We start from the raw sequence: 26,172 nt of genomic DNA on the forward strand, positions 1-26,172 counted from the left end.
CCCAGATCCAACGCTCCCCCAGCGGTAGTCGGCCTTGCCGCTGGGGGAGCGTTGGATCTGGGGGACCCTGATGATGGCCTTGGGGAGCTTGTAGCGGGCCACGTGGTGAGCGGCTTCGGCGAGGAGGGCCTCGTCCGAGGCCTCGTGGTCCTCCAGGAGTTCCACGATGGCCACCACTTCGCTGCCCCAGCGCTCCGAGGGGCGTCCGGTGACGACGACGTCGGCGATGGCCGGGTGAGCGGCGATGGCGCGTTCGACCTCCTCGACGAAGATCTTCTCCCCGCCGGAGTTGATGGTGATGCTCTGCCGCCCGAGCAGCTGGATCCGGCCGTCCTCCAGGCGGATCGCACGATCCCCGGGGACGCTGAAGCGCCGGCCGTCGATGACCGGGAACGTGCGGGCGGTCTTGTCGGCGTCGCCGAGGTAGCCCAGCGGCACCAGGCCGTGGCGGGCGAGCCAGCCCTGGCCCTCGCCGGGGGAGAGCTCGCGGGTGAGGTCGTCGTCGAGGACCGCGGTGTCGCCGTCCGGGGTGAAAACCCCGGTCTCGGTGCCGCTGCCGTCGGCGACCTGGCTCATCTGGATGCCGGTCTCCGACGAGCCGACGGTGTCGACGAACAGCACGTTCGGCAGCTGCGCCTGCAACCGCGCCCGCACCGTCGGGGTCAGCGGGGCCCCGCCGTTCTGCACCGCGAACACGCCGGAGAGGTCGTAGTCGCCGCGTTCGAGCTCGGCGACCATCGGCCGGGCCATCGCATCGCCGACGACCGGGATGCTGACCACCCGCTCCCGCTGCACGGTGCGCAGGACGTCCGGCCAGTCCAGGGTTCTCGCGTCGCAGGGCAGCACGATCGCCCCGCCCTGGGTGATCATGTGGAAGGTCGACCACTGCGCCGCGCCGTGCATGAACGGCGCGGTCATGATCAGCCGCATCCCGCCGCCGCCCTGCCTGGCGGCCTCGGCGATCTGCTCGTAGGAGCGGTAGGGCTCGGAGCTGCCGAACGGCGTGCCGCCCATGGCACCGACGTAGGCGTCGTGCTGCCGCCACATCACGCCCTTGGGCATCCCGGTGGTGCCACCGGTGTAGAGCAGGTACAGGTCGTCGCCGCAGGGGTGCGGCAGCACCTCGGGAGCCGGTGTGCCCACGATGGACTCGTACGGCACGGCGCCCGGCAGCAGCGGGTGGCCGCTGTCGTCGTCGACCTGGATCAGCAGGCGCACACCCGGTAACCGGTCCCGGATCTCGGCGACCTGGGGGGCGAACGCGGAGTGGAAGACCAGCGCCTCGGCGCCGGCGTCCTGGAACAGGTACAGCAGCTCCTCGGCCACGTACCGGTAGTTGACGTTGAACGGCACCGCACGGGCGCGCAGCGCGCCGATCAGAGCCTCCAGGTACTCGTTGCCGTTGTGCAGGTAGAGACCGACGTGGTGCTGCCCGGACTCGTGCCCGGGGAGCCGTTCGCGCGGGGTGTGGCAGCCGAAGCCCTGCCGGGTCAGGTAGTGCGCGACCCCGTCCACGCGCGCGTTGAGATCGGCGTAGCTGAACCGCTGCTCGCCCCGGACCAGGACCTCCTGGTCCGGGACCGCCTCGGCGACCGTCTGGAAGACCGCGGACAGGTTGAAGCTCGTTGCCGTCATCTGGAGCCGCTCCTCACCGAACTGGCATGATCGGAATGGATTTTCGGGGCTGGAAGGTGAAGTGCGACCCGGTGCTGATCCGGGTCACGGCCACCTCGTCGAACTCGGCGGCGGGTTCTCCGCCGGAGATGACGCGCGCGGTCCAGGAGTCCTCGGTGCCCTCGACCACCACGTCCATCCGGGGGTCGACCGCGCGCACCACGGCCTGCAGCGGGGCGGTGGAACCGGGCCCGCACAACGAGATCCACGCGCCGTCGGCGTGCGCCGGGCCGGGCCGCACGGTGATCGACTCGGAGTCCCGGGACGCCACGACGTAGTTCGCCGGGTTGAGCAGCGGGTGCAGCTCCAGCACCCGCAACGCTCCCTCGACGCCACCGGGCAGGTCCAGCGCCCGGTGGATCCGCTCGGCGGCCAGCCCGGCGATGCCCACCAGCTGCTTGGTGCAGATCTCCCGCGGATCATCGGTCCGCCTCGCCACCGCGCGGACGAAACCGAGGTTGAGCAGGTGCATCTGCAGGCACACCTCGTCGGCCATGCGCACCAGCGCCGAGGTGCTGAAATCGGCGAAGTCCAGGTCGCTGAGCAGCGGCCCGGTGTAGTCACCGCGCCCGTCCTCGGCCGGGTCGATGGCCGACAGCTCCAGGTTCGCGGCCCGGGATTCCCGCAGCGCCAGGCAGTCCTGGCTGGGGGATACCGGCGGATGCGCGTCGTCGATGATCACCGTCCACGCGCAGTGCGGTTGCCGGTCGGCGGGCGTCCGCGGAGGTCGGTGCAGCGGCCGTACCTGCGCCTTCGGGTTGGTGGCCACGGCCGTGGCGTCGAAGGTGGGGTCTTCGATGTCGTGGCACATCGCGCGCACGTAGCGCTCGCCCATCGGCTCGACGTCCATCAGCGCACCGCAGTGGTCGAGGTGGAACTCGCCGTACCACGGGTCGTGCACGGTGTAGCGGAAGTCCATGAACTGCGGCGGGGCACCGATGTCGAGCTGCAGCCCCTTGAAGATGGTGACCACGTCGTCGCCGGAGTAGTCCAGCGCCCGCTGCATCCGACGGGTGTAGACCGGGCTGGCCGCCATCCACTCCTCGATGGCGATGCGGGTCATCTCCTCGCGGCCGAACGATGAGATGCACCAGGCCATCGCCGATCGGTCGATCAACTGCCCGGCCAGCAGCAGCTCCGGCAGCAGCGCGGCCAGCCGGGGTCGGGTCAGCGATGCGTAGCGACTCTGCATACGTGCACCTCGCGCCAGTGCGGGGACGTGTGAACTCTGCAACGACGGATGTCGCCTCCCGGTGCTGCTGAACCGATCATGAGGGGCGCCCCGGATTTCAGACGCCCCTCGTCGGCTCACTTGCCCCGGAAGTCGGGTTTGCGCTTCTCCGCGAAGGCCTTCGGGCCCTCCTTGGCGTCCTCGCTCATGAAGACGCCGATGCCGTGCTGGGCCTCGATGGCGAAGGCCTCCTCTTCGGGGATCGCCTCGGTCTCCCGGATGGTGCGCAGGATCGCCTGCACGGCCAGCGGGCCGTTGGCGGCGATCATCTCGCCCAGTTCGAGGGCCTTGTCCAGCGCGGTTCCGTCCGGCACGACGTGGCCGATCAGACCGAGCTCCTTGGCCTCGGGGGCCTTGATGTGACGTCCGGTCAGCAGCAGGTCGGCGGCCACCGTGTAGGGGATCTGCCGGGTCAGCCGCACGGCCGAGCCGCCCAGCGGGAACAGGCCCCAGCGCGGTTCGGAGACGCCGAAGCGCGCGCTCTCGCCGGCGACGCGGATGTCGGTGGCCTGCAGGATCTCGGTGCCGCCCGCGATGGCGGGACCCTCCACCGCGGCGATCAGCGGCTTGGTCAGCCGCCGGCCCTTGAGCAGGCCCTCGATCTTGGCCGGGTTGAACGAGCCCTGCGCGTGCTGGTCACCGGGGTGGTTGTTGCTCATGCTCTTGAGGTCCGCACCCGCGCAGAAGGCGCCGCCCGCACCGGTGAGCACGCAGGCCCGGATCGAGGGGTCGTGGTCGACCCGGTCCCACGCCTCGATCATGATCTTGATCATCTCGCCGGACAGCGCGTTCTTGGCGCTCGGGCGGTTCATGGTCACCACCAGCACGCCCCCGCGCTGCTCCACGAGGCAATGCGGCTGCTCGGTCTCCGTCGCGGTCATCCCGCCTCCTTAGGGGGCGGTCCTGCTTGGACCGCCCGTGTTCGACAACCCTTGCGTCCGGTCAGTTCTCGGCTCTGGCCGCGAGGTCCAAGGCGGCCACGTAGCCGAAGGTCATGGCCGGGCCGATCGTCGCTCCGGCGCCCGCGTAGGTGGAGCCCATCACCGCCGCGCTCGCGTTGCCCGCGGCGTAGAGGCCGGGGATGGTCGAGCCGTCCTCCCGCAGCACCCGGGCGCGGGCGTCGGTGCGCAACCCGCCCTTCGTGCCCAGGTCACCGGGCACGATCTTGATCGCGTGGAACGGCGCGACCTCCAGCGGGGCCAGGCTCGGGTTGGGCAACCGCGGGTCTCCGTAGTACCGGTCGTAAGCGCTCTCGCCGCGGCGGAAGTCCTCGTCGGTGCCCTTCTCGGCGAAGTGGTTGAACCGCTGCACGGTCGCGCGCAGCCGGTCGGCGGGCACCTCGATCTTGGCCGCCAGCTCCTCGAGGGTCCGGGCGGTGTGCACGATCCCGGCCTTGTACCAGCGACCCGGGAAGCGCTGGCGCGGCGGCAGTCCGGCGAAGGTGTAGTTGTTGCGGTAGCGCTGGTCGGCGACCAGCCACGACGGGATGTGCGACACCCCGGTCTCGTGCCCGCGGTACATCGCGTGCACCGCGTCGACGTACGGCGTCGCCTCGTTGACGTACCGCTGACCCGCGGCGTTGACCAGGATGCAGCCGGGCAGGTTGCGCTCGGACAGGCAGAAGTACGGGCCGCGGGGGAGCGGGATCGACGGGCCCCACCACGCGTCGTCCATCAGGTCCACGTCCGCGCCGAGCCGTTGACCGGCCTCGATGCCGTCGCCGGTGTTGGACTCGGCGCCCACGGTCCAGTCGACGCCGATCGGCTCGCGCTGGAACTGCTTGCGCATCCGCTCGTTCTTCTCGAAACCACCCGCCGCCATGATCACGCCGCGCCGGGCGCGGACGAGCACCTCCTCGTCGCCGCGCCGCACGCGCACACCGGTGACCGCGCCTTCCTCGACGTGCAGCTCGGTCAGCGGGCTGTTGAGCCACACCGGCACGTCCGCGCGCAGCAGCCCGGCGCGCAGTCCGGCGGCCAGCGCCTGGCCCAGCGCGAGCAGCGGGCGCTTGGTGGCCAGCGAGACCACCCGGCGCAGACCGACCTTGGCGGAGGTGAACATGCCGCGCGGGTGGCGGGCGATGAGGTTCATCCACTTGTACTCGGCCGCGGTCACCGTGATCCCGGCCGGAGCGGGCAGGTACGGGGGTTGCAGGTTGGCCAGCTCGTCGCCGAGCAGCTTGCCGTTGAACGGCTCGGGTTCCAGCGTGCGGCCGCGGGGGATGCCGCCGGGGGTCTCCGGGTAGTAGTCGGAGTAGCCGGGAATCCACTTCAGCTTCAGCGGGGTCCGGCGCAGCACCAGCGAGACCATGTCGGGTCCGTGCGACAGCAGCGCTTCGCGCCGGTCGGCGGAGATCTCGTCGCCGATCAGGTGCTGCAGGTAGGTCGCGGCCTTCTCCGGGCTGTCCTCGGAGTTCGCGCGCCGCAGCACCTCGTTGTGCGGGGCCCAGACGGCGCCGCCGGAGCGCGCCGTGGAGCCGCCGAAGTAGCGGTCCTTCTCCACGACCAGCACCGACAACCCCCGGTCCGCCGCGGTGAGCGCGGCGGTCATCCCGGCGGCGCCGGAGCCGACCACGACGACATCGAAGGTCGCTTCTGTCATGGCACCTCCATGTGGGCCTCGCGATACTGAAACAGGTTATAGTTTTGACGGCTCCGATGCTACGGTTCGACGCGATTTCCGTTGTCACAACGGCGGCGCGACAGTGAGAACTTGTTGCATGTGTCTGGAGGGGTGCGGATGTCTGGGCAGTGGGACGAGGAGGTCGACGTCCTCGTCGTCGGCTTCGGCGGAGCAGGTGCCTGCGCGGCGATCGAAGCCGTCGACAACGGCGCGTCGGTGCTCGCGCTGGACCGCTTCACCGGTGGCGGGGCCACCTCGATCAGCGGCGGCATCGTCTACGCCGGAGGCGGCACCTCGCACCAGGAGGCGGCCGGTTTCGAGGACTCCGTCGAGGACATGCTGGAGTACCTGCGCCTGGAGACCGAGGGCGCGGTGTCCGACGAAACCCTGCGCAGGTTCTGCGAGGACAGCGTCGCCAACCTGGAATGGCTGGAATCGCACGGGGTTCCGTTCGACTCCAGCTTCTGCCCCTACAAGACGTCGTACCCGACCAACGACCACTACCTGTACTACTCCGGCAACGAGATCACCCCGCCCTACCGCGACAAGGCCAAGCCCGCGCCGCGCGGGCACCGGGTCCACGGCAAGGGGACCTCGGGCAAGGGCATGACCGAGAACCTCGACGCCTCGGCGCGCAGGCGCGGTGTGCGGGTGTGGACCCAGACCTCGGTCACCGAACTGCTCACCGACGACTCCGGACGCGTCGTCGGCGCCGAGTGCAGGCAGGTCAGGCCTGGTCTGGCGCGCACCGCGCACCGGCTGCTGTCGACCTGGAACCGCAAGCTCAACATCTACTACCGGCCGTTGGGCAAGCAGCTGGACAAGCCGATCCGGCGGATCGAGCAGCGCCACGCCGTCGTCAAGCGGGTGCGGGCGAAGAACGGGGTCGTGCTCGCCGCCGGGGGATTCGCGTTCAACCGCCAGATGCTCGCCGAGCACGCCCCGAACTACCGCAAGGGTTCGGCGATCGGCACCATCGGCGACGACGGCAGCGGCATCCGGCTCGGCGAGAGCGTCGGCGGCGCGACCGCGCGCATGCACCGGGTGTCGGCGTGGCGGTTCATCAACCCGCCGCTGGGGATGGTCAAGGGCGTGCTGGTGGACCGGGCTGGGGAGCGGTTCGTCAACGAGCTCATGTACGGCGCCAAGGTCGGCGACCGCATGGTCAACGAGCACGACGGCCACGCCTACCTGGTCCTCGACCAGCGCATCCTCGACGAGGCGAAGAAGCAGCTGCCCAGCCAGACGCTGTGGTTCCAGCGCTTGCAGATGGAGGTCCTGTTCCGCTCCGCCCACCACAAGGCCGACAGCATCGCCGAGCTCGCGGGCAAGGCCCGGATCGCCGAAGACGCGCTGCAGCGCACCGTTTTCGCCTACAACGAGGTGGCCCGCGCGGGCGGCGAGGACGAGTGGGGCAAGGCCGCCGAGTACGTGCAGGCCATCGACAGCGGGCCGTACTACGCCTTCGACTGCTCGCTGCGCTCGCAGATGGGCTACCCCTGCCCGATGATCACCCTCGGCGGTCTCACCGTCGAGGAGGAATCGGGCCTGGTCACCCGTGAGGACGGGACGACGATCCCCGGCCTGTACGCGGCCGGGCGCAACGCCTCCGGCATCTGCTCGGAGTCCTACGTCAGCGGCCTGTCCATCGCCGACTGCGTCTACTCCGGCCGCCGAGCGGGCCGCTCCGCCGCCACGGCGTCCTGACCCGGTCCGGGTGGGGCGACCACCGCCGTGATCGCCCCACCCCGCGGCCGTGCCGTCAGTCGTAGTCGACCTTGACCTTGGGGGTCTTGGGCAGGGACTGGCAGGCCAGGACGTAGCCCTCGTCCAGGTCCTCCTGCTCGAGGACCTGGTTGTTGACCATCGTGACCTCGCCCTCGGTCACCCGGCACTCGCAGGCCGCGCAGATGCCCTCGGCGCAGGACGAGGGGGCCTGGACGCCGTTGTCCTTGAGGAGGTCGAGCAGCCGCTTGTCGGCGGGCCAGGTGAACGTGTGGTCCTCGCCGTCGATCGTCACCTCGACCACCGAGTCCTCCGGCTGGGCCTCCTCGCCCGCGGGTTCGGCGGGGGTCGCGGTGTCGAAGGGGTTCCCGGCCAGCGAGGCGAAGCGCTCCAGGTGGATGGCGGACTTCGGGAACCCCGCTTCGCGCAGCGCCTTCCGGGTGGCGTCCATGAACGGCTTCGGCCCGCAGATGAACGCGTCGTGCTCCGGGAACGCGCCGGCCAGCGACTGCAAGGCGTCCTGGTTCGGCAGGCCCTGCACGGATTCCAGCCAGTGCAGCACCAGCAGGCGTCCGGGGTGCGCTGCGGTGAGCTCGGTGAGCTCGCGGGCGAAGATGACCGACTTCTCGTCGCGGTTGGCGTAGACGAGCACGACCCGGCCTCTCCCGGTGGCCAGTGCCGACTTCAGGATCGACATGATCGGCGTGATGCCGCTGCCCGCCGCGAACAGCAGCAGGTCGTCCTCCAGCGACTTCGGGGTGAACACCCCGGCAGGGTCCAGCACGTCGAGCTCGGTGCCCGCGGCGACGTTGTCGCAGATCCAGTTCGAGGCGTAGCCGTCCTCGGTGCGCTTGACCGTGACGGCCAGCCGTGCGTCGGTGATCGGTGAGCTCGACAAGGAGTAGGCGCGCGCCACCGAGCCGCACCGGTCGCTGGGGATCCGCAGCGTCAGGAACTGGCCCGGCCGGTAGGGCAGCCGGGTGGTGTCGACGTCGAAGACCACTGAGCGGGCGTCGGCCGTCTCCTCGACGACCTCGGCCACCCGCAGCCGGTGGAACTCAGGCATCGCAAGTCTCCTCGCTGGTCAGTAGGTCACCAGGATCGCGCTGGCCTCGGCGGTGGTCTCGCCGTCGGCGACGATCTCGGCGGTGGCGAAGACCTTGCGGCTTTCCTTGCCGGTGAACCGGGCGTTGATGGTCAGCGGCACGCCGTGCGGGGTGCCGCGCCGGTAGTCCACGGTCAGCGACACCGTCATCGCCGGATGACCGGCCACCGCCACCGCCCGGCCCACGGCGTGGTCGAGCAGAGAGGCCACCCAACCGCCGTGCACCCGCCCGGGCGGTCCCTCGTAGGCCGCGCCGAGCAGCGCGGTCGAGGAGGTCGCACCGGATTCGTCGATCTCCAAGCCCACCATGGGCGGCGCGAGCGGGTTGCCGGGGCCCTCGACCGGGTTGTGCACGCTGACCTGGTTGCCGTCCAGGTAGGACAGCAGCAGCGGTTCCTCGCGGGTGCGCTCGCGCAGCAGCGCGGTGGCCGCGGTGACGTGCTCGGCGGCGGCGCGCAGGTCCTCGGCTGCGACGTCGGTGTGCACGCCGGCCTCGACGAGCTCGCGGATCCGCGCTGCCAGCAGGGTCGTCTCGGCCGGGATCGCCGGGAGGACCGGGGCGTGTCCCGCCGCCGGTGGGGAGGTCGTGCATGGTCTCTCGTCGGTCATCCGGTGGTCCCCTCGTGCGCCGAATATCTAGAACATGTTCTATGGCTCGATTATGCTGTGTCAACGGGAGCTTCGCAGAGAGGGGGAAACCGGTTCTATTGGTCGAGGACCTTGTGGGCCGGAAACGTGGACCTTAGTCTTGACAGGTGTCTATAAACCGGATGTGTTGCCGATGAGCGTCTGGACCGACAAGGCGTCGCCCCTGCTGGTCGACGGCGAACCCGCCCCCGGATCAGGGCGGCGTTTCGAAACCGCCAACCCCGCCACCGAAGAGGTGCTCGGCACAGCGGCCAACGCCACCGCCGCAGACATGGACCGCGCGATCGGCGCGGCACGCAGGGCCTTCGACGAAACCGAGTGGTCGCGCGATCTCGACCTGCGCGTCCACTGCCTCGAACAGCTCAGCCGGTCCCTGCGCGAGCACGCCGACGAGCTGCGCGAACTCACCATCGCCGAGGTCGGCGCACCGCGCTTCCTCACCCACGGCGCCCAGCTCGACGCACCGATCGCCGACGTCGCCCACTTCGCCGGCGTCGCCGCCGGATACGAGTGGACCCGCGACCTCGGCGTCGCCGAACCGATGGGGATGCCCAGCAGGCGCTGGACCCGGCGCGAAGCCGTCGGCGTCGTCGGGGCGATCACGCCGTGGAACTTCCCGCACCAGATCAACCTCGCCAAGCTCGGACCGGCGCTGGCCGCAGGCAACACCGTGGTCCTCAAACCCGCGCCGGACACCCCGTGGTGCGCGGCCGCGGTCGGCGAGATCCTGCTGAACGAGACCGACATCCCGCCCGGCGTGGTCAACATCGTCACCTCCGACGACCACGCCCTGGGCGCGCAGCTGTCCTCCGACGCCCGGGTCGACCTCGTGTCGTTCACCGGATCGACCGCCACCGGGCGCGCCGTGATGGCCGCCGGTGCTCCCGGGATCAAGCGGAATTTCCTCGAGCTGGGCGGGAAATCGGCGTTCGTCGTGCTCGACGACGCCGACCTGGGCGCGGCCTGCGGACTCGCGGCCTTCACCGTCTGCACCCACGCCGGGCAGGGCTGCGCGCTGACCACGCGCCTGCTGGTGCCCCGCGCCCACTACGACGAGGCGGTGGCGCTGACGGCCAAGGCGCTGCGCGGCATCGGCGTCGGAGACCCCGATGACCCCGGAACCGTGTGCGGCCCGCTGATCTCCGCCCGCCAGCGCGACCGGGTGGAGAGCTACCTGACCCTCGCCGCGGAAGAGGGCGGCGAGTTCGCGTGCGGCGGTGGCCGCGCCGAGCGCGACCGCGGCTTCTTCGTCGAACCGACGCTGATCGCCGGGCTGAGCAACGAATCCCGGGTGGCGCGCGAGGAGATCTTCGGTCCGGTGCTGGTGCTCCTGCCGCACGACGGCGACGACGACGCCGTGCGCATCGCCAACGATTCGCCCTACGGGCTCTCCGGCGCGGTGCACGGCCAGGACCTGGAGCGGGCGCGCGCAGTGGCGGCGCGCATCCGCACCGGGACGGTCGGCATCAACGGCGGCGTCTGGTACGGCGCGGACGCCCCGTTCGGCGGCTACAAGCAGTCGGGCATCGGCCGCGAGATGGGCGTGGCCGGGTTCGAGGAGTACCTGGAGACGAAGCTGATCGCCGAACCGGCCTAGAGCCGGGAGTCGTTCCCCTTCGGGGTCTCGGCCACCCGCACCGCCGAGCGAGCGATTCCTCAACAATTCCCAGGAGGACGCAATGGGGCGTTTCGAAGGCAAGGTCGCCGTGGTCACCGGGGCCGCGCAGGGCATCGGTGAGGCCTACGCGCGGGCGTTGGCGGACGAGGGCGCGAGCGTCGTGGTCGCCGACCTCAACACCACCTCCGGCGAGAAGGTCGCCGAGGAGATTAACGCCGAGGGCGGCACCGCCGCGTTCGTGGAGGTCGACGTCTCCTCGCCGGAATCCACCGCCGCGATGGCGGCTTTCGCCGTCGAGCGGTTCGGCGGCATCGACCACCTGGTGAACAACGCCGCCCTCTACGGCGGCATGAAGCTGGACCTGCTGTGCACGGTGGACTGGGACTACTACAAGAAGTTCCTGAGCGTGAACATGGACGGCGCGCTGCTGTGCACCAGGGCGTGCGTGCCGCACATGCAGGAAGGCGGCGGCGGTTCCATCGTCAACCAGTCCTCGACGGCCGCCTGGGTCTACTCCGGGTTCTACGGGCTGGCCAAGGTCGCGGTCAACGGGCTCACCCAGCAGCTCGCGCACGAGATCGGCGGCATGGGAGTGCGGATCAACGCCATCGCGCCCGGACCGATCGACACCGAAGCCACCCGCGAGACCACCCCGCCGGAGGTGGTCAAGGCGATCGTCAAGGGCATGGCGCTCAAGCGCATGGGGCAGCCCGAGGACCTGGTGGGGATGTGCCTGTTCCTGCTGTCGGAGGAAGCGGGCTGGGTCACCGGGCAGATCTTCAACGTCGACGGCGGGCAGGTGATCCGCTCGTGAGCGCGGTCGGATTCATCGGGCTCGGGCAGATCGGTGCGCCGATGGCCCGCAAGCTGCTGACCTGGCCGGACGGGCTCGTCGTCCACGACGTCCGCCCGGAGGTCGTCGCGACGTTCGTCGAAGGCGGAGCGCGGGCGGCCACCTCGCCGAAGGAGGTCGCCCGCCAGGCCGACGTCATCTCGGTGATGGTGCGCGACGACGCGCAGGTCGAGGAGGTGGTGTGCGGTCCGGACGGGCTGCTCGCCGGGGCCGCCGAGGGGACGGTCCTGGCCATCCACTCCACGATCGGCGAGGACACCGCGCCCCGGCTCGCGGAACTCGCTGCGCTGCACCGGGTTTCGTTGGTCGACGCGCCGGTGAGCGGCGGTGCGGTCGGTGCCGACCGGGCGGACCTGGCCGTCATGGTCGGCGGCTCGGAGGACGCGTTCAGGCGCTGCGAAGCCGTTTTCGGGCACTGGGCCGGACTCGTCGTGCACGCCGGCGAGGTCGGTGCGGGAACCCGCTGCAAGCTGGCCCGCAACCTGCTGCACTTCGTGGCCTTCACCGCCGCCGCCGAGGCCCAGCGGCTCGCCGAAGCCTCCGGGATCGACCTGCGCGAGCTCGGCGAGATCGTGCGGCACACCGACGCCATCACCGGCGGGCCCGGAGCGATCATGCTGCGCGGCGACACCGCGCCGCTGGACCCGTCGGACAACTGGTACCCGATCTTGCGCAACGTCAGCGAACTCGGCGAGAAGGACCTCGCGCTGGCCCTGCGGCTCGGTGAGCGGCTCGGCGTGGAGCTGCCGCTGGGGGAGCGGGCGCTGCGCGACCTGGCGGCCGGACTCGGCGTGGCGAAGGAGGACGCATGAGCGACGAGCAGCGACAACGCGGCCTGGCCAAGATGGGCGAGGTCTACGGCTGGGAGGTCTCCGACGGGCCGGGCGACTTCTTCGCCGTCACCGTCGACCACCTCTTCGCCGAGATCTGGTCCCGGCCCGGGCTGAGCCTGCGCGATCGGCGGTTGCTGCTGCTGGGCGCGCTGGCCGCTCAGGGGCTCGACGACGTCGCCGACATCCAGGTGCGGGCGGCGCTGGGCAACGAGGAGCTGGACGCCGATCAGCTGCGCGAGATCGGCTTGTTCCTGACCCATTACGTCGGCTGGCCGCTGGGCACGAAGTTCACCATGCGCATCGAGAAGATCCTCGGCGAAAAGGACCGCTCATGAAGTACGGAATCGTGCAGTTCACCAGCGACCGCGGTCTCGCCCCCGCGGTCGCAGCGAAAGCCGCTGAAGAGGCGGGTTTCGACTCCTACTGGGTGCCCGAGCACACCCACATCCCGGTCAAGCGCGAGGCCGCGCACCCGGGCACCGGCACCGGGGAACTCCCCGACGACCGCTACCTGCGGACCCTGGACCCGTGGGTGGCGCTGTCGACGGTCGCGGCGGTGACCTCGCGGATCCGGCTCGCCACCGCCGTGGCGCTGCCGGTGGAGCACGACCCGATCACCCTCGCCAAGACCATCGCCACGCTGGACCACCTCTCCGGCGGGCGGGTGAGCCTGGGATCCGGGTTCGGCTGGAACATCGACGAGCTGACCCACCACGGCGTGCCCAAGGCCAAGCGCCGCACCGTGCTGCGCGAGTACCTGGAGGCCATGGAGCGGCTGTGGTCCCAGCAGGAAGCCGAATACCACGGTGAGCACGTCGATTTCGGCCCCAGCTGGGCCTGGCCCAAGCCGGTCCAGCAGCCGCGGCCACCGGTGCTCATCGGTGCCGGCGGCACGGAGAAGACCTTCAGCTGGATCGCCCGCTCCGCCGACGGCTGGATCACCACCCCCACCGAGGGCGAGATCGACGAGAAGGTCGCCCTCCTCCAGCGCACCTGGAAGGAAGCGGGCCGCGAGGGCCGGCCCCAGATCGTGGCGCTGTCGGGCAAGCCCGACTTCGACGCGCTGGCCCGCTGGGAGGAGCTCGGAGTGACCGAAGTCCTCTTCGGGTTCCCCGAGAAGGGCGAGCAGTGGGTCGCGGAGTACTTCCACCGGCTCGCAGGCAAGCTCAACATCACCCGATAGGACTTGGTTCTTCGAATTCGCGCGAGAGGGGAGTCCAGAACTTTCGACTCGAATCCTCGCGCGGAACTCGAAGGTGGCCGGTCAGGCGGGTTCGCAGATGACCACCGGGATCTCGCGTTCGGTCCAGGACTGGTAGTCGTCGAAGTCCGCGTAGACCTCCAGCAGGCGGGGCCAGAGCTCGGCCCGCTCCTCCGGGCTCGCCGTGCGGGCGCGCATGCGGCGGACGTCGCGCTTGACCTGGACCGTGACCTCCGGGTTCGCCCTGAGGTTGTGGTACCAGGCCGGGTGCTGGGGCAGGCCGCCCTGCGAGGCGACCAGGACGACCCGGTCGCCGTCGGGCATGTGCAGCAGGGGAGCGGTCCGGGGCCGGCCGCTGCGACGGCCGGTGGTGGTCAGCAGGCAGATCGGGACGCTCTTGCGGAAGCCGGCGCCGATGCGCCAGTTGCCGCCCAGCCGCCCGCCGGTGGCGCGGTACAACCGGGTGTTGGCCCGCGAAGCCACCTTGATGACCTTGCCCACGATCGGCGAATCCAGCTGCGGAGGACGTTCTTTCGGCATGGTCTCAGTCTTCCAGCGACAGGGCGGCCTTCGGGCAGGAGTGCACGGCCTGCTCGATCGAATCCCGCAGTTCGGGCGTGGGTTCGGCGATGATGTTGAGGTTGTCGTCATCGTCGATCTCGAAGACGTCCGGTGCGACGGCCTCGCACATGCCGTTGGCCTCGCACAGGTCGAAGTCGACCACGATCTTCATCGTTCCTCCCGTTGCTCGCAGGTCACCACAGCTCGACCGGCGCCGTGCCCTTGCGGTAGTGGCCGGGCTGCGGCAGGCCAGACGCGGCGACCTCCATGCGCTGCTTCATCCCGGGCGAGAGCACGTCCGCTCTGATCATCTCCAGGAAGAGGTGCGCGGCGTTGCCGAAGTCGAAGAAGTCCCGCTGCCACGACCACCGCATGTTCCCGCCGTAGCGGAACCAGCTGCCGCCGATGCCGGCGACCTGGTACGGACTGCCGTCGGGCCGCTTCGCGTCGGCGATCTGCTTCCACAACCCGATCACCTCGCCCTTGACGTCGTCGATGAGCACCCGCTGGTACGGGTAGCTCCAGCCGTGCAGGCCCTCCATCTCCACGCCGAGGGCGATGTCGCGGATCTCGTCGCGCCCCACCGTCATGAAGTCCTCGTCGGGCCCGGTGTTCCAGCCGTAGGTGGCGTCTTCGGTGTAGAGCTGCGCGAGCGGCTTCCAGTCGCCGAGCCCTTCGCAGCGCTCGTTCTCGTCCAGCCAGTGCTGGACCATGCGTTCCAGTTCTTCCCGAGGGTATGCGGGCATGTCAAGCCTCCTCGATGCTCAGGGCCTGCGTCGGGCACTCCCGAACGGCACGTTCCACCTCGGCGCGCAGATCCGCCGGCGGCTCGTCGATCAGCACGTCGACCTTGCCGCGCTTGGGGACCGAGAACACCTCCGGCGCCTCCACCTCGCACATCGCGTGGCCCTGGCACAGGTCGAGATCGCACACGACTCGCATCAGGTCTCCTTCCGGCGTCGGTAGGTCACCCGGCACGGCTGGGCGAGCTGGACGACCATCTTCGAGTGGTCGTTGCGGTAGGACTCCGGAGGCTGCGCGAGCTCGAAGCCGAAGTCCCGCAGCAGGACCGAGAAGATCGCCTTGAGCTGCATCATCGCGAACGCCGCCCCCACGCACCGGTGCCGCCCGGCTCCGAAGGGGATCCACGTCCAGCGGTTGACCAGGTCCTCCTGGCGCGGTTCGGCGTAGCGCTCCGGGTGGAAGGAATCGGGCTCGGGGAAGTCCTCCGGGATCCGGTTGGAGATCGCGGGAGTGGCGGCCACGAAGTCACCGCGCTCGATCCGCTGCCCGCGCACCTCGAAGTCGTCCTGAGCGACGCGCAGCAGCAGGATCAGCGGCGGGTGCAGCCGCAGCGCCTCCTTGATCGCGCCCTCCAGCCGCGGGATCGCCCGCAACGAGCGGAAGCTCACCTCCGAACCGTCGGAGTAGAGCTCGTCGAGCTCGGAGACGACCCCGTCCCTCACGCCCGGGTTGCGGAGCAGCTCGATGAGCGTCCACGCGGCCGTGCCGGAGCTGGTGTGGTGCCCGGCGAACATCATCGAGATGAACATCCCGGTGATCTCGTCGGCGTTGAACCGCAGCTCACCGGCCTCGTCCTTGACCGACATCAGCACGTCGAGCATGTCCCGCTCGTCGCGCGGCGGTGTGCCGGCGGCGGCCCGGCCGTCCATGATCTCCTGCACCAGCCGCACCAGGCCGGCCCGCGCCTCGTCCCGACGCCGGAAGCTCTCGATCGGCGCGTAGGGGTCGACGTAGGCCAGCGCGTCGGTGCCGCGCTCCAGCTCGTGGTAGAGCTCGGCGAAGCGGTGGTCGAGCTGGTCGCGGAACCGCTTGCCGATCAGGCACGCCGAGGACGTGTAGATCGTCAGCTCGGCGAAGAAGTCCAGCAGGTCGATCTCGCCCTCATCGCCCCACCCGGCCACCATGCGGGCGATCTCGGCGTCGATGGTCTGGGCGTGGCCGCGCATCTGCTCGCCGCGCAGCGCCTGGTTGTGCAGCATCTCCTTGCGCCGCTCCGGCGGGGCGTCGAACACCACGCCCTGCCCGAAGATCGGCGTCATGAACGGGTACGCGGCGGCCTGGTCCAGGTCGTCGTCGGAGGCGCGGAAGAAGAACTCGTTGGCCTCGGCTCCCGACAGCAGCACCACCCGCCGCCCGGCCAGGTCGAAGGTGCCGACGTCACCGCACTCCTCGCGGACCCGGCGCATCAGCGCGATCGGGTCGGTGCGCAGCTCTTCGAGGTGGCCGTGCTCGTCCTGGCCACCGGAGACCTGTTTCGGCGCGAGCAGCGTCATCTCTCCTCCAGCGGTGCTTCGGGTTCGACCTCGATCAAGCTCAGGTGCACGCCGCGCGGCGCGGAGATCACGTGGTGCACGGCGTCGGCGATGTCGGACCCGCGCAGGAAGTACGGGTGCCGCGCCAGGCCCCACTTCACCCAGTCGTTGAGCACGGCCTCGGTGGTCTTCTCGTCCCACTGCATGCCCATCGAGGTGAAGGTGGGGCCGGGCCGCACGATGCTGGCGCGCACCCCGGTGCCCTCCAGCTCCATGCGCATCGTCCGGGCCATCGCCTCCAGCCCGGCCTTGGCCGGCACGTAGGCGCCCATCCGGGGCCGGGGCTTGGGGACCACGTCGGAGCCGATGAACACCACGTCACCGCGCCGCCGGTCGACCATCCCGGGCACGATCCGCGAGGTGAGGCGGTGAGCTCCGCCGAGGTGCACGTCGAGCTGGCCCTGGAAGCGCGCCCCCTCCATCTCGTGCACCAGGTCGGCGTCGAGATCGCCCGCTCCGTAGACCAGGACCTCGATGTCGCCGAGCTCCTCGGTCGTCCTGGTCACGAACGCCGTCACCGAGTCCTCGTCGGTGACGTCCAGCGGCACGGCGACGGCCTGGCCGCCGTCGGCGCGGATCTTCTCCGCCAGCTCCCGGCACTTGTCGACGCGGCGCGCGCCGAGCGCCACCGGGTGACCGGAGGCGGCCAGGGCCTGGGCGGTGGCCGCGCCGATCCCGGCCGACGCACCGGCGATCGCGGTGGGTCGGCGTTGCGGGTTCGGTTCGAACCTGGGCATGGCTACCTGCTTTCCACGCGGACGGGCAGGGTCGCGAAGCCGCGCACGTTGCTGGAGTGCACCCGCTGCGCGCGGTCGGTGTCGACGTCGTAGGACTTGACCAGCTCGACGAACTCGGTCAGCGCGATCCGCGCCTCCAGCCGCGCGAGGTGCGCGCCGAGGCAGAAGTGGGTTCCGCCGCCGAAGCTGACGATCTTGGTGTCCGCACTGCGGTCGAGGTCGTAGCGGTCGGCGTCGTCGAAGGCGCGCGGGTCGCGGTTGGCCGATCCGGGCATCAGCAGCACCCGAGCACCGGTGGGGATCGTGGTCTCGTGCAGCCGGATCTCTTCGGTGGCGGTGCGCGCGATGACCTGGGTCGAGGTGTCGTAGCGCAGCGTCTCCTCGATCCAGTCGGTCACGCGCCCGGGGTCGATCAAGGGCTTGGCCTGCTCCTCGGGATTGCGATGAGCCCAGTAGGCGGCGTTGGCCAGCAGCTTGGTGGTCGTCTCGTTGCCGGCGACGACCATCAGCACCAGGAACGCGATGATCTCCTCGTCGCTGAGCCGGTCGCCGTCGATCTCCGCGTCCAGCAGTGCCGAGGTGAGGTCGTCGGCGCGTTTCCGGCGGCGCTCGGCGAGCAGGTCGGAGTAGTAGGCGACCAGGTGCAGCGCGGCTTCCATCGCCGTCTGCGGGACGTCGAAAACGCCTTCCTCGCGGTGCACCAGCGTGTCGGCGAGTTCCCGCAAGCGGTCCCGGTCGGCTTCCGGGACGCCGATCAGCTCGGAGATCACATCCATCGGGAACTTGCCCGCGAAGTCGGCCACGAAGTCGAACTCGCCTGACTCCAGCGCAGGATGCAGGTGGCGGCGGGCGAGTTCGAGGATGCGGGGTTGCAGGTCGCGCACCCGGCGCGGGGTGAAGCCGCGGGAGACCAGCGAGCGAAGCCGGTTGTGCCGGGGGTCGTCGAGCGCGAGGAACGACATCGTCTTGTGCGCGTAGGGACCCCACGCCGCCGGATCCAGCGTGACTCCGTTGGCGTTGGACAGCCGGGTGTTGTCGCGGAACAGCGCGGCGACGTCGGAATACCGCGACAGCGCCCAGAAATCGAGCTCGGCGTTGTGGTAGACCGGCGCTTCGTCGCGCAGCCGCGCGTAGGTCGGGTAGGGGTCGGCGTGCACGGCGTAGTCGTACGGGCTGAACACGACACCACTGGACATGTGTCCAGACGCTAGTACGGCTCGGCTCGGTCCGGCAAGCCCGCCGAGGGCTGAATCGAGAACAAGTTCATCCGCTTTCAAGGCTGCGCTGCGAGGTGGGTTCCCTTTTGTCGAGAACGTGTTCTAGTCTCGCATGCGGACGGCTTCGGCTCGGCAGGGAGGGCGGCGCATGGGACGGCTCGCGGGAAAGGTCGCACTGGTCACGGGCGCGGCGCGGGGGCAGGGCGCGGCCATCGCGCGCGGCTTCGTAGCCGAAGGCGCCTCGGTGGTCATCGCCGACATCCTCGACGCACCGGGCAAGGAACTCGCCGACGAGCTCGGCGAATCCGCGAGCTACGCGCACCTCGACGTCACCGAGGAGGACGACTGGAGCGCCGCCGTCGCCCAGGCCGCCGACGGCTTCGGTCGGCTCGACATCCTGGTCAACAACGCCGGTGTGCTCATGTTCTCCGCGCTGGAGGACACCTCGCTGGCCGACTACGAGCGCATCGTGCGGGTCAACCAGTTCGGCACCTTCCTCGGAATGCGCGCCGCGGCACCCGCGCTCACCGAGGCCGGTGGCGGTTCGATCGTCAACTTCTCCTCCGTCGAAGGCCTCGGCGGCATGCCGCACCTGATCGCCTACACGGCGAGCAAGTTCGCCATCCGGGGCATGACCAAGGCCGCGGCCATGGAGCTCGGGCCGCGCAACATCCGCGTCAACTCCGTGCACCCCGGCATGTTCGACACCGGCATGACCCGGGAGTTCACCGGCGAGGGAACCGACCTCAGCCCGATCGGCGAGATGGTCCCGCTCGGCCGCATCGGCCAGCCCGAGGACATCGTCGGACTCGTGGTCTTCCTCGCCGGCGAGGAGAGCACCTACTGCACGGGCGCCGAATTCGTGGCCGACGGTGGAGCCACCGCCACCCACGCCTACTACCGGCGCTGAAACGCGGTGCCGCGAAAGCGGTTCCGATGCTCGCCTGGTGAATCCTGCGACGTCGACGTGAGGAGTGGGTGTGGGCGCTGAAGTCGTGATCGAGGGGTTGAGCAAGTCCTTCGGGCCGCAGACGATCTGGCGGGACGTGGGATTCACCCTGCCGCAGGGCGAGGTCTCGGCGCTGCTGGGCCCGTCCGGGACCGGCAAGTCGGTGTTCCTCAAGTCCATGATCGGGCTGCTCAAGCCGGAGAACGGGCGCTGCCTGGTCAACGGCGTGGACATCTGCTCGTGCAGCGAGCACGAGCTCTACGAGATCCGCAAGCTCTTCGGCGTGCTGTTCCAGGACGGGGCGCTGTTCGGGTCCATGGACCTGTTCGACAACGTCGCCTTCCCGCTGCGCGAGCACACCCGCAAGACCGAGGCCGAGATCCGCCGCATCGTGCTCGAACGCATGGAGATGGTCGGCCTGTCCGGAGCCGAGGACAAGCTGCCGGGGGAGATCTCCGGCGGGATGCGCAAGCGCGCAGGCCTCGCCCGCGCGCTCGTGCTCGACCCGCAGATCATCCTCTGCGACGAACCCGACTCCGGGCTCGACCCGGTGCGCACCGCCTACCTCTCGCAGCTGCTCATCGACATCAACGCGCACCTGGACGCCACGATCCTGATCGTCACCCACAACATCAACCTGGCCCGGACCGTGCCGGACAACCTGGGCATGCTCTTCCGCCGCGAACTCGTCCTGTTCGGACCGCGCGAAGTCCTGCTCACCAGCGAGGACCCGGTGGTGGCGCAGTTCCTCAGCGGCGACAAGACCGGTCCGATCGGGATGAGCGAGGAGAAGGACCAGGCGAGCATCGACCGCGAGCGCCAGTGGCTGGCCAGCGGGCAGATGGCCGCCGAGCAGCGCGTCGTCGGCGTGCCGCCGCAGCTGCCCGTCAGCGCCGGGCTCCCGGAGCGTCAGGCCGTGCAGCGGCGGAAGAACCGCGTCATGGGCATGCTCGACCAGCTACCGCCCGCCGCCCGCGACAGCGTGCTGCGCAGCATCAACGATCAGCCGGCGGCAACACCCGGTCGGTGATGCCCGCCAGGTGCGAGGCCATCCTGTCCATCGGCAGGTACCCGCTGCCCGCCAGCACCAGCGAACCCACGAACGCCGTCATCACCGCCTCCAGCGCCGACGGATCGGCCTCGCCGACGGCGTCGTTCAGCCGCCGGTAGACCTCACGGCCGATCTCGTCGCGCAGCCGCTTGACCTCCTGCTGATCGGCCAGCAGCGCCGTGGTGCAGGCCCGCACCAGGGCCGGTTCGGAAGCCAGCATCCGAGCGATCGTGTCCACCACCTGCGCGACGTCCGCGCCGGGCTTGCCGGTGCGGTCCTGCCCGCTGGGCGGCAACGCCTGGACGCGCTTCCAGAACACGGCTGTGACCAGGTGTTCCTTGGAGGAGAAGTAGGAGTAGGCGGTGGCGCGGGAGACCTCGGCGCGTTCGGCCACCGACCGCACGGTCAGCGCTCCGAAGCCGCGCTCCTCCAGCTCTTCGAGCGTGGCGTCGAGCAACCGGCGAACGGTCTCGGCGCGTTTGCCTTCCACGAACTGACGGACGGGCTCGGACATGCGGTGAGCCTAACGTGGTCTCTTTGCGTGGCGGTGCAGGTGGCGGAACCTGAGCGGCTCCGTGGACTCCGTGCGCCGCTCCTGATGTATGTCCGATACACGGCGTCGCGGCGTGCTCGCCACGAAGCCGCTGAAGAACCCGCGGCGGTGCCGGTTGCGAGGGTGGTGAAAGAGAGAGCGGCTTTCGCCGCTTGCGTTGTTCTTCCTCCCCAAACGATAACGTGTTCTGCCTCGTTGGGATTTATCGGAGGAGTAGTCTTACTGTGAGTTCGAGGCGGTTGGCGACGTCTGTGGCGGAGGCTCTGCGGGTTACCCAGGCGACGAGGTTGGACAGCCAGACGTCGCCGATCACGCGGGCCACGGCCACCTGCTCCTCGCTGGGCTCGCCGTCGCTCATCACCGCGATGAACATGGCCTCCATCATGCGGTTGGCGAGGTCGGCCTCGGTGGCCGCCGAGGCGTCCGCCGACATCAGCGCGCGGGTGACCGCCTCGGAGAGGTTCGGGTTGCGCTGGAAGGCCCTGGTGAGCCGGCTGAGCACGAAGAGCAGCCGCTCGTAGGGCGAATCGCCGCGGATCGGCGCGCGGTCCAGGCGCTCCTGGATCCGCTCGAGCTCGCGCACGAGACTCGCCACCAGCAGGTGGACCTTGGACGGGAAGTAGCGGTACAGCGTGCCCAGCGCGACGTCGGCGCGCTCGGCGACGGCGCGCATCTGCACCGCGTCGAAACCGCCCTTGTCGGCCAGGGCGACGGTCGCGTCGAGGATCCGCTTGCGGCGGTCGCGCTGGGCGGTGGCGGTGAGCTCGTCATCGGCCATCGCGTTGAGCGCGTGTCCGCCCTGGCCGTTCCGGTTGGCGGCAGAACTCATCGGCGCAACGCCCCCTAGCGCATCGGCGGAAAGGCGTTGGCGCGCCAACCGCAAGATCACGTTAACACGGTGTGATCGGTAACCCGTTCCACCTGTGTTCTCGGAAATCACTCCTTGATTTCGGGAACTTCCAGAACGCCTTCGCGGAGCGCGTGCTCGATGGTGGCGCGCAACCGGGGGCAGGTGTCCACCAGCGCCGGGTGCGCGCCCTCGGCGATGCGGGCGGCGATCTCCGGGCAGTCGCCGGTCGAGGTGGTCCACTGGATGCTGGTCTGCTCGGGGCTGAGCTTCTTGACCAGCACCCGCACCCCGCACGTGGTGCAGGGCAGCGGGCGCAGGCCTCCCTCCAGGTAGAGCCGCTGATCGGCGGCCGTGCTGGCCGGGACGTCGGTGCGGGCGGCCGTCATGACGTGCGGGCTCCCTCCGCCTCGCGGCGGGCCAGGTTCTCGGCGACCTCGGCCTCCCACGCCTGCACGGCCCGCGTCGTGTCCACCTCGAACTCGAAGCGGGAGGTCATCTCCTCGCTGACGTCCTCGGCGTCCACGTAGAACTGGTCGTACCAGCGGCGGAGCTGGTAGACCGGCCCGTCCTCCTCGACCAGGAGCGGGTTGTCGATCCGCGACTTGTTCCGCCAGATCTCCACGTCCTGGAGGAACCCCACGCCGAAGGACTTGGCGAACTTGCCCGCCACCATGTCGGCCTGCTCGTCGTCGAGGCCGGGCAGCTTCTTGACCGAAACGCCCCACTGGAGGACGAAGCTCGTCGGCGAGATCGGGTAGTGGCAGTTGATGAGGTAGGCGTCGATCGGCGTGCCCTTGAACTCGGTCCACAGCCGGTTGATCATGTACGACGGCCCGTAGTAGCTGGCCTCCGAGCGCAGCGTGGTGTCGTCACCGGCGTAGTTGCCCTGCGAGGCGCCCACGTCGGGACGTCCGCGCGAGTGCAGGTGCTGGGTGGCGACGTGGCCCTCGAAGATGTTCTTGAAGTACGTCGGGAAGGCGAAGTGCACGTAGAAGAAGTGCGCCATGTCCACGACGTTGTCGATGATCTCGCGGCAGTTGGAGTTGTCGATCTGCACGCGGTCCCAGGTCCAGTTCGACCACTCGTCGGTGAAGACCTCGTCGATCCGCGGGATCGTGACCTCCGCCGGAGGCCGGTTGCCCTGCGGGTCGTGGTAGACGAACAGCTGCTTGTTCTCCTGCAGCGTCAGCCACGAGCGCGTCCGGGCGCGGCCGGGAACCCGCTTGGCGTAGGGGATGGAGGTGCAGCGGCCGTTGCCACCCCAGCGCCAGTCGTGGAAGGGGCAGGCCACCGAGTCGCCCTTGATCTCGCCCTGGGTGAGGTCGCCGCCCATGTGCCTGCAGTAGCCGTCGAGCACGTGCAGCTCGCCCTTGCTGTCGGCGAAGACCACGAGCTTGGTGCCGAACGCGTGCACCGCGTGCGGCTTGCCGTCCTGGAACTCCTCGACGGGGCCCAGGCAGTGCCACCCCCGGGCGAACCGTTGTGGCGGGGCACCGGCATCGATCGTGCGCACCCCGTGCTCACGCTCCGTCCCGCTCATCGCGTCCCTCCATCAGTTACGTGTTGTATGTGAAACAGGTTATAGGAATAGGGGTCGGCCACGCCATCTGTAGGTGTTGCTCGATTGGAGGAAATTAGAACAAGTTATAGATTTTGAGGGTGGTAGGTGCCCTCGACGGGGCGCCACACCGGATCGCGCGTCCGAACGCCCTCGGCGGCGAGCTCGCGCTTGAGCACCTTGTGCGTGGAGGTCCGGGGCAGCTCGGCCACCAGCCGGACGTAGCTCGGCCACTGCTTGGGGCCCAGATCCGCCTGCGCCGTCAGGAAGTCGTCCAGCGACGCCGGGTCGAACCCGTCGGTGGTGGTGATCGCCGCCATCACCGAGTCACCCACCTCCGCCGGTCCCGCGTAGACCGCGGCCTCCTGGATCTGGGGGTGGCGCAGCAGGATTCGCTCGATCGGCGCTGCGCCCAGGTTCTCGCCGCCCACCCGGAGCCAGTCGCTCGAACGCCCCGCGAAGTAGCAGAACCCGTTCGCGTCGAGGTAGCCGAGGTCGCCGCTCCAGTACATGCCGTCGCGCATCCGCTCCGCGTCGGCCTCCGGTGCCCCGTAGTAGCCGGCGAACCAGCCGGGCCCGGTGGTGTTGACCAGCTCGCCGATCGCCGCCTCGCCGTTGAGCAGCAGGCCGGAGTCGTCGAACTCCGCCGCAGGGCAGGGCTTCCCGGTGTCCGGGTCGAACACCGCGACCCCGTCGGTGGCCTTGCCCAACGCGCCGGGAGGGGTGTCCGGGGTCCGGGTGACCGCGATGCCGCCCTCCGAGGAGCCGAAACCGTCGACGACGTGGCAGCCGAAGCGCTCCGCGAAACGAGCGATGTCGCGCTGGTTGCCCTCGTTGCCGTAGACAACGCGCAGCGGGTTGTCGGCGTCGTCCGGTCTCGCGGGAGTCGCCAGCACGTAGGACAGCGGGGTGCCGACGTAGTTGGCGTAGGTCGCGCCGTAGCGGCGCACGTCCGGCAGGAATCCGGAGGCCGAGAACTTCGGCCGCAGCGCCAGGGCCGCGCCCGCCGCCAGTCCGACCGACCAACCCGCCATGAGGGCGTTGGAGTGGAACAGCGGCATCGAGATGTAGGCGACGTCCTCGCCGCCGAGCCCGAAGCGCTCGGCCAGCATCCGGCCCGGGTAGGCGATCTTGGCGTGGGTGCAGCGCACAGCCTTCGGATCGCCACCGGTGCCCGAGGTGAACACCAGGACCAGCAGGTCGTCGCCGTGGGCGGGCACCGGGTTCAGGGGCGCACCGACGTGCCGGTCGAGCTCGCGGTGCCAGGAATCCAGCGTGACGACCTCGATCCCGTCGAGGTCCAGGTCCTCCAGCAGCGGCGCGTAGGCGGCGTCGGTGAGCACGATCCGGCAGTCGGCCAGGCGGATGTCGCGCTCCAGCGCCGCACCCCTGCGGGTCGGGTTGAGGCCGACGACCACCGAACCCGACAGCGCGGCACCGCCGAGGAGGAAGGAGAACTCCGGGACGTTGTCCAGCAGCACGCCGATGTGCGGCGGCCCGTCGGAGGGCAGCAGTTCGCGCAGCAGCGCGGCTCGCCGCGCGCTGTGCCGGACGTGCTCGGCCCAGGTCCACTCGCCGTCCTCGGCGCGCAGTCCCGGCCGGCCGTCGTCGGCCCTGGCCAGCAGCAGTTCGGTGACCGTCGGCATCACCTCCGGCCGCGACAGCGCGGAGCTCATCGCGCCGCCAGGCCCGCGCCGATCCGGCGCAGCTGCGCGGTCGCTCCGCCCAGCGCGAACTCGCCGCGCTTGGCGGTCACGAAGTAGCGGTGCAGCTCGTGGTCGACGTCGATGCCGACGCCGCCGTGCACGTGAACCGCGGTGTGCGCCAACCGGTGCCCGGCTTCGGCGGCCCAGAACTTCGCGGTGGCGGCCTCTTCCGCGCACGGCATGCCTTCAGAGGCCATCCAGGCGGCCTGCCAGAGGGTCAGCCGGGCGGCCTCCACGTCGATGAAGCCGTCGGCCAGCCGCTGCGCCACGGCCTGGAAGGTGCCGATCGGGCGGCCGAACTGCACCCGCTCCCCGGCGTAGGCGCTGGTGCGCTCCAGCGCGCCGGAGAGCACGCCGACCTGCACCGCGCACACGCCGATCGTCGCGCGGACGACGAGCTGGTGCAGCGCTTCGGATCCGAGCACGTCGGCGTTGCTGATGCGGACGCCGGACAGCTCCAGCCACCCCTCGCTGTCGCCGTCGACGATCTCCTGGCGCTGCATCCGCGCACCGGGTTCGCCGGGCCGGACCAGGAAGATCCGCGGCCCGTCGGCGGTGCTGGCCGGGACGAGCACGAGGTCGGCGATGGGGCCGGCGGGCACGGTGACCTTGGTGCCGGTGAGCACCCACTGATCGCCGTCGAGCTCGGCGCGGGTGACGGGGGAGTCCGGGGCCGCGCCGCCGTCCTCGGACAGCGCCGCGGTGAGCACGACCTCGCCGCGGGCGGCGGGTTCGACCCAGCGCTGCCGGTGCTCGTCGGTGCCGAACTCGGCGAGCGTCGTGGCGCCCATGGTGATCGACGGCAGGTAGGGCACGGGGGCCACCGCGCGGCCGATCTCGATCAGCACGCTGCACTGCTCCAGCAGCCCGAAACCGCCGTCGGGCAGCGCCGCGGTGAGCACGTCGGCCTTGGCCAGCTCGGTCCACAGCGCGCGGTCGAAGCGGTCGTCCTGCGCGTCGATCTCGCGCAGCCGTTCGTTGGTGACCTTGTCGCCGAGGATGCGCCCGACCAGCCCGGCCAGGTCCTCCTGGGCCTCGGTCAAGGTGAAATCCATGTCGCCTCCTGGGAGCTGGTGTGCGGGACCGGGCGGTCGTGGTCCGAACCGTCCGCGAGCGAAGTCCTTCGTGCCCGGTCCGTTCGGAT

The 26,172-nt window shown here is 70.2% G+C and carries 27 protein-coding genes; 8 read left to right on the forward strand and 19 right to left on the reverse strand.

All coding sequences use genetic code 11. The features are described from left to right. The 4 genes from E1202_RS19755 to kstD form a co-directional block, all read right to left on the reverse strand. Positions 1-1,635, reverse strand: a 1,635-nt coding sequence (locus E1202_RS19755; RefSeq protein ID WP_132684634.1) for an acyl-CoA synthetase, incomplete at its 3' end; no start/stop codon positions are given. A 13-nt stretch (positions 1,636-1,648) separates the two neighbouring features. After that, complete coding sequence (locus E1202_RS19760; protein ID WP_132684635.1) at positions 1,649-2,866, reverse strand: hypothetical protein; 1,218 nt, start codon at positions 2,864-2,866, stop codon at positions 1,649-1,651. Positions 2,867-2,982: 116 nt separating this feature from the next. After that, a complete protein-coding gene (locus E1202_RS19765) occupies positions 2,983-3,786 on the reverse strand; it encodes a crotonase/enoyl-CoA hydratase family protein (protein WP_132684636.1) in 804 nt (267 codons plus the stop codon). A 61-nt stretch (positions 3,787-3,847) separates the two neighbouring features. Next, a complete protein-coding gene (gene kstD / locus E1202_RS19770) occupies positions 3,848-5,506 on the reverse strand; it encodes a 3-oxosteroid 1-dehydrogenase (protein ID WP_132684637.1) in 1,659 nt (552 codons plus the stop codon). Between the two features lie 138 nt (positions 5,507-5,644). Between kstD and E1202_RS19775 the strand changes: the two genes are divergently transcribed. Further along, positions 5,645-7,234, forward strand: a complete 1,590-nt coding sequence (locus tag E1202_RS19775; protein WP_132684638.1) for an FAD-binding protein — start codon at positions 5,645-5,647, stop codon at positions 7,232-7,234. 55 nt (positions 7,235-7,289) lie between these two features. Here the strand turns inward: E1202_RS19775 and E1202_RS19780 are convergent, their stop codons facing one another. Together E1202_RS19780 and E1202_RS19785 are read right to left on the reverse strand one after the other, a co-directional pair. Beyond that, positions 7,290-8,318 (reverse strand): ferredoxin--NADP reductase, encoded by a 1,029-nt coding sequence (locus E1202_RS19780; protein WP_132684639.1) that lies wholly within the window; start codon positions 8,316-8,318, stop codon positions 7,290-7,292. Between the two features lie 18 nt (positions 8,319-8,336). Further along, on the reverse strand, positions 8,337-8,966 hold the full coding sequence (locus tag E1202_RS19785) for a PaaI family thioesterase (RefSeq protein WP_132684640.1): 630 nt from the start codon (positions 8,964-8,966) through the stop codon (positions 8,337-8,339). A gap of 172 nt (positions 8,967-9,138) precedes the next feature. Here E1202_RS19785 and E1202_RS19790 point away from each other — a divergent pair, with 172 nt between their 5' ends. The 5 genes from E1202_RS19790 to E1202_RS19810 all read left to right on the forward strand — a co-directional run bounded on the left by E1202_RS19790 (position 9,139) and on the right by E1202_RS19810 (position 13,492). Beyond that, positions 9,139-10,602: an aldehyde dehydrogenase gene (locus E1202_RS19790; protein ID WP_132684641.1), complete on the forward strand. Its 1,464-nt coding sequence runs from the start codon at positions 9,139-9,141 to the stop codon at positions 10,600-10,602. Between the two features lie 82 nt (positions 10,603-10,684). Next, positions 10,685-11,437, forward strand: a complete 753-nt coding sequence (locus E1202_RS19795) for an SDR family oxidoreductase (protein WP_132684642.1) — start codon at positions 10,685-10,687, stop codon at positions 11,435-11,437. Beyond that, entirely contained in the window at positions 11,434-12,288 is an 855-nt protein-coding gene (locus tag E1202_RS19800; protein WP_132684643.1) for an NAD(P)-dependent oxidoreductase, read from the forward strand. The genes E1202_RS19795 and E1202_RS19800 overlap by 4 nt, the downstream gene beginning before the upstream one ends. Then, positions 12,285-12,644, forward strand: a complete 360-nt coding sequence (locus E1202_RS19805; RefSeq protein WP_132684644.1) for a carboxymuconolactone decarboxylase family protein — start codon at positions 12,285-12,287, stop codon at positions 12,642-12,644. Before E1202_RS19800 ends, E1202_RS19805 begins: the two co-directional genes overlap by 4 nt. Continuing rightward, the gene (locus E1202_RS19810; protein WP_132684645.1) at positions 12,641-13,492 is read left to right on the forward strand and encodes an LLM class F420-dependent oxidoreductase; all 852 of its coding nucleotides are present in this window, start codon (positions 12,641-12,643) and stop codon (positions 13,490-13,492) included. Before E1202_RS19805 ends, E1202_RS19810 begins: the two co-directional genes overlap by 4 nt. Positions 13,493-13,573: 81 nt before the next feature. Here E1202_RS19810 and E1202_RS19815 read toward each other — a convergent pair whose 3' ends face one another. Genes E1202_RS19815 through E1202_RS19845 form a run of 7 tightly spaced genes read right to left on the reverse strand, consistent with a single transcriptional unit; the run spans position 13,574 to position 18,340 of the window. Continuing rightward, the gene (locus tag E1202_RS19815) at positions 13,574-14,050 is read right to left on the reverse strand and encodes a nitroreductase family deazaflavin-dependent oxidoreductase (protein WP_132684646.1); all 477 of its coding nucleotides are present in this window, start codon (positions 14,048-14,050) and stop codon (positions 13,574-13,576) included. Positions 14,051-14,054: 4 nt separating this feature from the next. After that, complete coding sequence (locus E1202_RS19820; protein ID WP_132675301.1) at positions 14,055-14,243, reverse strand: ferredoxin; 189 nt, start codon at positions 14,241-14,243, stop codon at positions 14,055-14,057. 22 nt (positions 14,244-14,265) lie between these two features. Beyond that, positions 14,266-14,817, reverse strand: coding sequence for a Cif family virulence factor (locus E1202_RS19825; protein ID WP_132684647.1), 552 nt, complete (start codon positions 14,815-14,817; stop codon positions 14,266-14,268). Position 14,818: 1 nt separating this feature from the next. Continuing rightward, positions 14,819-15,013: a ferredoxin gene (locus tag E1202_RS19830; protein WP_132684648.1), complete on the reverse strand. Its 195-nt coding sequence runs from the start codon at positions 15,011-15,013 to the stop codon at positions 14,819-14,821. After that, on the reverse strand, positions 15,013-16,368 hold the full coding sequence (locus tag E1202_RS19835; RefSeq protein WP_132684649.1) for a cytochrome P450: 1,356 nt from the start codon (positions 16,366-16,368) through the stop codon (positions 15,013-15,015). The genes E1202_RS19830 and E1202_RS19835 overlap by 1 nt, the downstream gene beginning before the upstream one ends. Then, positions 16,365-17,144, reverse strand: coding sequence for an SDR family oxidoreductase (locus tag E1202_RS19840; protein WP_132684650.1), 780 nt, complete (start codon positions 17,142-17,144; stop codon positions 16,365-16,367). Before E1202_RS19840 ends, E1202_RS19835 begins: the two co-directional genes overlap by 4 nt. Before the next feature lie 2 nt (positions 17,145-17,146). Further along, a complete protein-coding gene (locus tag E1202_RS19845; protein WP_132684651.1) occupies positions 17,147-18,340 on the reverse strand; it encodes a cytochrome P450 in 1,194 nt (397 codons plus the stop codon). Between the two features lie 169 nt (positions 18,341-18,509). On the opposite strand from E1202_RS19845, the gene E1202_RS19850 reads away from it, so the two are divergent. Continuing rightward, positions 18,510-19,271, forward strand: a complete 762-nt coding sequence (locus E1202_RS19850) for a glucose 1-dehydrogenase (RefSeq protein WP_132684652.1) — start codon at positions 18,510-18,512, stop codon at positions 19,269-19,271. A gap of 70 nt (positions 19,272-19,341) precedes the next feature. Then, the gene (locus E1202_RS19855; protein WP_132684653.1) at positions 19,342-20,340 is read left to right on the forward strand and encodes an ABC transporter ATP-binding protein; all 999 of its coding nucleotides are present in this window, start codon (positions 19,342-19,344) and stop codon (positions 20,338-20,340) included. Here E1202_RS19855 and E1202_RS19860 read toward each other — a convergent pair. From E1202_RS19860 to E1202_RS19885, 6 genes are all read right to left on the reverse strand, one after another. After that, positions 20,306-20,875 (reverse strand): TetR/AcrR family transcriptional regulator, encoded by a 570-nt coding sequence (locus E1202_RS19860; protein WP_132684654.1) that lies wholly within the window; start codon positions 20,873-20,875, stop codon positions 20,306-20,308. The genes E1202_RS19855 and E1202_RS19860 overlap by 35 nt on opposite strands. Before the next feature lie 241 nt (positions 20,876-21,116). Continuing rightward, positions 21,117-21,743, reverse strand: coding sequence for a cholesterol catabolism transcriptional regulator KstR (kstR, locus tag E1202_RS19865; protein WP_132684655.1), 627 nt, complete (start codon positions 21,741-21,743; stop codon positions 21,117-21,119). Positions 21,744-21,850: 107 nt separating this feature from the next. Continuing rightward, a complete protein-coding gene (locus E1202_RS19870; protein ID WP_132684656.1) occupies positions 21,851-22,150 on the reverse strand; it encodes a hypothetical protein in 300 nt (99 codons plus the stop codon). Beyond that, positions 22,147-23,304 (reverse strand): Rieske 2Fe-2S domain-containing protein, encoded by a 1,158-nt coding sequence (locus tag E1202_RS19875; protein WP_132684657.1) that lies wholly within the window; start codon positions 23,302-23,304, stop codon positions 22,147-22,149. The genes E1202_RS19870 and E1202_RS19875 overlap by 4 nt, the downstream gene beginning before the upstream one ends. 104 nt (positions 23,305-23,408) lie before the next feature. Beyond that, on the reverse strand, positions 23,409-24,998 hold the full coding sequence (locus E1202_RS19880) for a long-chain-fatty-acid--CoA ligase (protein ID WP_132684658.1): 1,590 nt from the start codon (positions 24,996-24,998) through the stop codon (positions 23,409-23,411). Further along, entirely contained in the window at positions 24,995-26,083 is a 1,089-nt protein-coding gene (locus tag E1202_RS19885) for an acyl-CoA dehydrogenase family protein (RefSeq protein ID WP_132684659.1), read from the reverse strand. The genes E1202_RS19880 and E1202_RS19885 overlap by 4 nt, the downstream gene beginning before the upstream one ends. Positions 26,084-26,172: the final 89 nt, after the last annotated feature.

Source organism: Saccharopolyspora karakumensis, from assembly GCF_004349225.1.
GTDB lineage: Bacteria > Actinomycetota > Actinomycetes > Mycobacteriales > Pseudonocardiaceae > Saccharopolyspora > Saccharopolyspora endophytica.

What these genes read in the sequence shown, in the direction of transcription:
- E1202_RS19760 (WP_132684635.1), bottom strand. Translation starts at nt 2,866, where the DNA reads ATGCAGAGTCGCTACGCATCGCTGACCCGACCCCGGCTGGCCGCGCTG.
- E1202_RS19765 (WP_132684636.1), bottom strand. Translation starts at nt 3,786, where the DNA reads ATGACCGCGACGGAGACCGAGCAGCCGCATTGCCTCGTGGAGCAGCGC.
- kstD (WP_132684637.1), bottom strand. Translation starts at nt 5,506, where the DNA reads ATGACAGAAGCGACCTTCGATGTCGTCGTGGTCGGCTCCGGCGCCGCC.
- E1202_RS19775 (WP_132684638.1), top strand. Translation starts at nt 5,645, where the DNA reads ATGTCTGGGCAGTGGGACGAGGAGGTCGACGTCCTCGTCGTCGGCTTC.
- E1202_RS19780 (WP_132684639.1), bottom strand. Translation starts at nt 8,318, where the DNA reads ATGCCTGAGTTCCACCGGCTGCGGGTGGCCGAGGTCGTCGAGGAGACG.
- E1202_RS19785 (WP_132684640.1), bottom strand. Translation starts at nt 8,966, where the DNA reads ATGACCGACGAGAGACCATGCACGACCTCCCCACCGGCGGCGGGACAC.
- E1202_RS19790 (WP_132684641.1), top strand. Translation starts at nt 9,139, where the DNA reads ATGAGCGTCTGGACCGACAAGGCGTCGCCCCTGCTGGTCGACGGCGAA.
- E1202_RS19795 (WP_132684642.1), top strand. Translation starts at nt 10,685, where the DNA reads ATGGGGCGTTTCGAAGGCAAGGTCGCCGTGGTCACCGGGGCCGCGCAG.
- E1202_RS19805 (WP_132684644.1), top strand. Translation starts at nt 12,285, where the DNA reads ATGAGCGACGAGCAGCGACAACGCGGCCTGGCCAAGATGGGCGAGGTC.
- E1202_RS19810 (WP_132684645.1), top strand. Translation starts at nt 12,641, where the DNA reads ATGAAGTACGGAATCGTGCAGTTCACCAGCGACCGCGGTCTCGCCCCC.
- E1202_RS19815 (WP_132684646.1), bottom strand. Translation starts at nt 14,050, where the DNA reads ATGCCGAAAGAACGTCCTCCGCAGCTGGATTCGCCGATCGTGGGCAAG.
- E1202_RS19820 (WP_132675301.1), bottom strand. Translation starts at nt 14,243, where the DNA reads ATGAAGATCGTGGTCGACTTCGACCTGTGCGAGGCCAACGGCATGTGC.
- E1202_RS19825 (WP_132684647.1), bottom strand. Translation starts at nt 14,817, where the DNA reads ATGCCCGCATACCCTCGGGAAGAACTGGAACGCATGGTCCAGCACTGG.
- E1202_RS19830 (WP_132684648.1), bottom strand. Translation starts at nt 15,013, where the DNA reads ATGCGAGTCGTGTGCGATCTCGACCTGTGCCAGGGCCACGCGATGTGC.
- E1202_RS19835 (WP_132684649.1), bottom strand. Translation starts at nt 16,368, where the DNA reads ATGACGCTGCTCGCGCCGAAACAGGTCTCCGGTGGCCAGGACGAGCAC.
- E1202_RS19840 (WP_132684650.1), bottom strand. Translation starts at nt 17,144, where the DNA reads ATGCCCAGGTTCGAACCGAACCCGCAACGCCGACCCACCGCGATCGCC.
- E1202_RS19845 (WP_132684651.1), bottom strand. Translation starts at nt 18,340, where the DNA reads ATGTCCAGTGGTGTCGTGTTCAGCCCGTACGACTACGCCGTGCACGCC.
- E1202_RS19850 (WP_132684652.1), top strand. Translation starts at nt 18,510, where the DNA reads ATGGGACGGCTCGCGGGAAAGGTCGCACTGGTCACGGGCGCGGCGCGG.
- E1202_RS19860 (WP_132684654.1), bottom strand. Translation starts at nt 20,875, where the DNA reads ATGTCCGAGCCCGTCCGTCAGTTCGTGGAAGGCAAACGCGCCGAGACC.
- kstR (WP_132684655.1), bottom strand. Translation starts at nt 21,743, where the DNA reads ATGAGTTCTGCCGCCAACCGGAACGGCCAGGGCGGACACGCGCTCAAC.
- E1202_RS19870 (WP_132684656.1), bottom strand. Translation starts at nt 22,150, where the DNA reads ATGACGGCCGCCCGCACCGACGTCCCGGCCAGCACGGCCGCCGATCAG.
- E1202_RS19875 (WP_132684657.1), bottom strand. Translation starts at nt 23,304, where the DNA reads ATGAGCGGGACGGAGCGTGAGCACGGGGTGCGCACGATCGATGCCGGT.
- E1202_RS19880 (WP_132684658.1), bottom strand. Translation starts at nt 24,998, where the DNA reads ATGAGCTCCGCGCTGTCGCGGCCGGAGGTGATGCCGACGGTCACCGAA.
- E1202_RS19885 (WP_132684659.1), bottom strand. Translation starts at nt 26,083, where the DNA reads ATGGATTTCACCTTGACCGAGGCCCAGGAGGACCTGGCCGGGCTGGTC.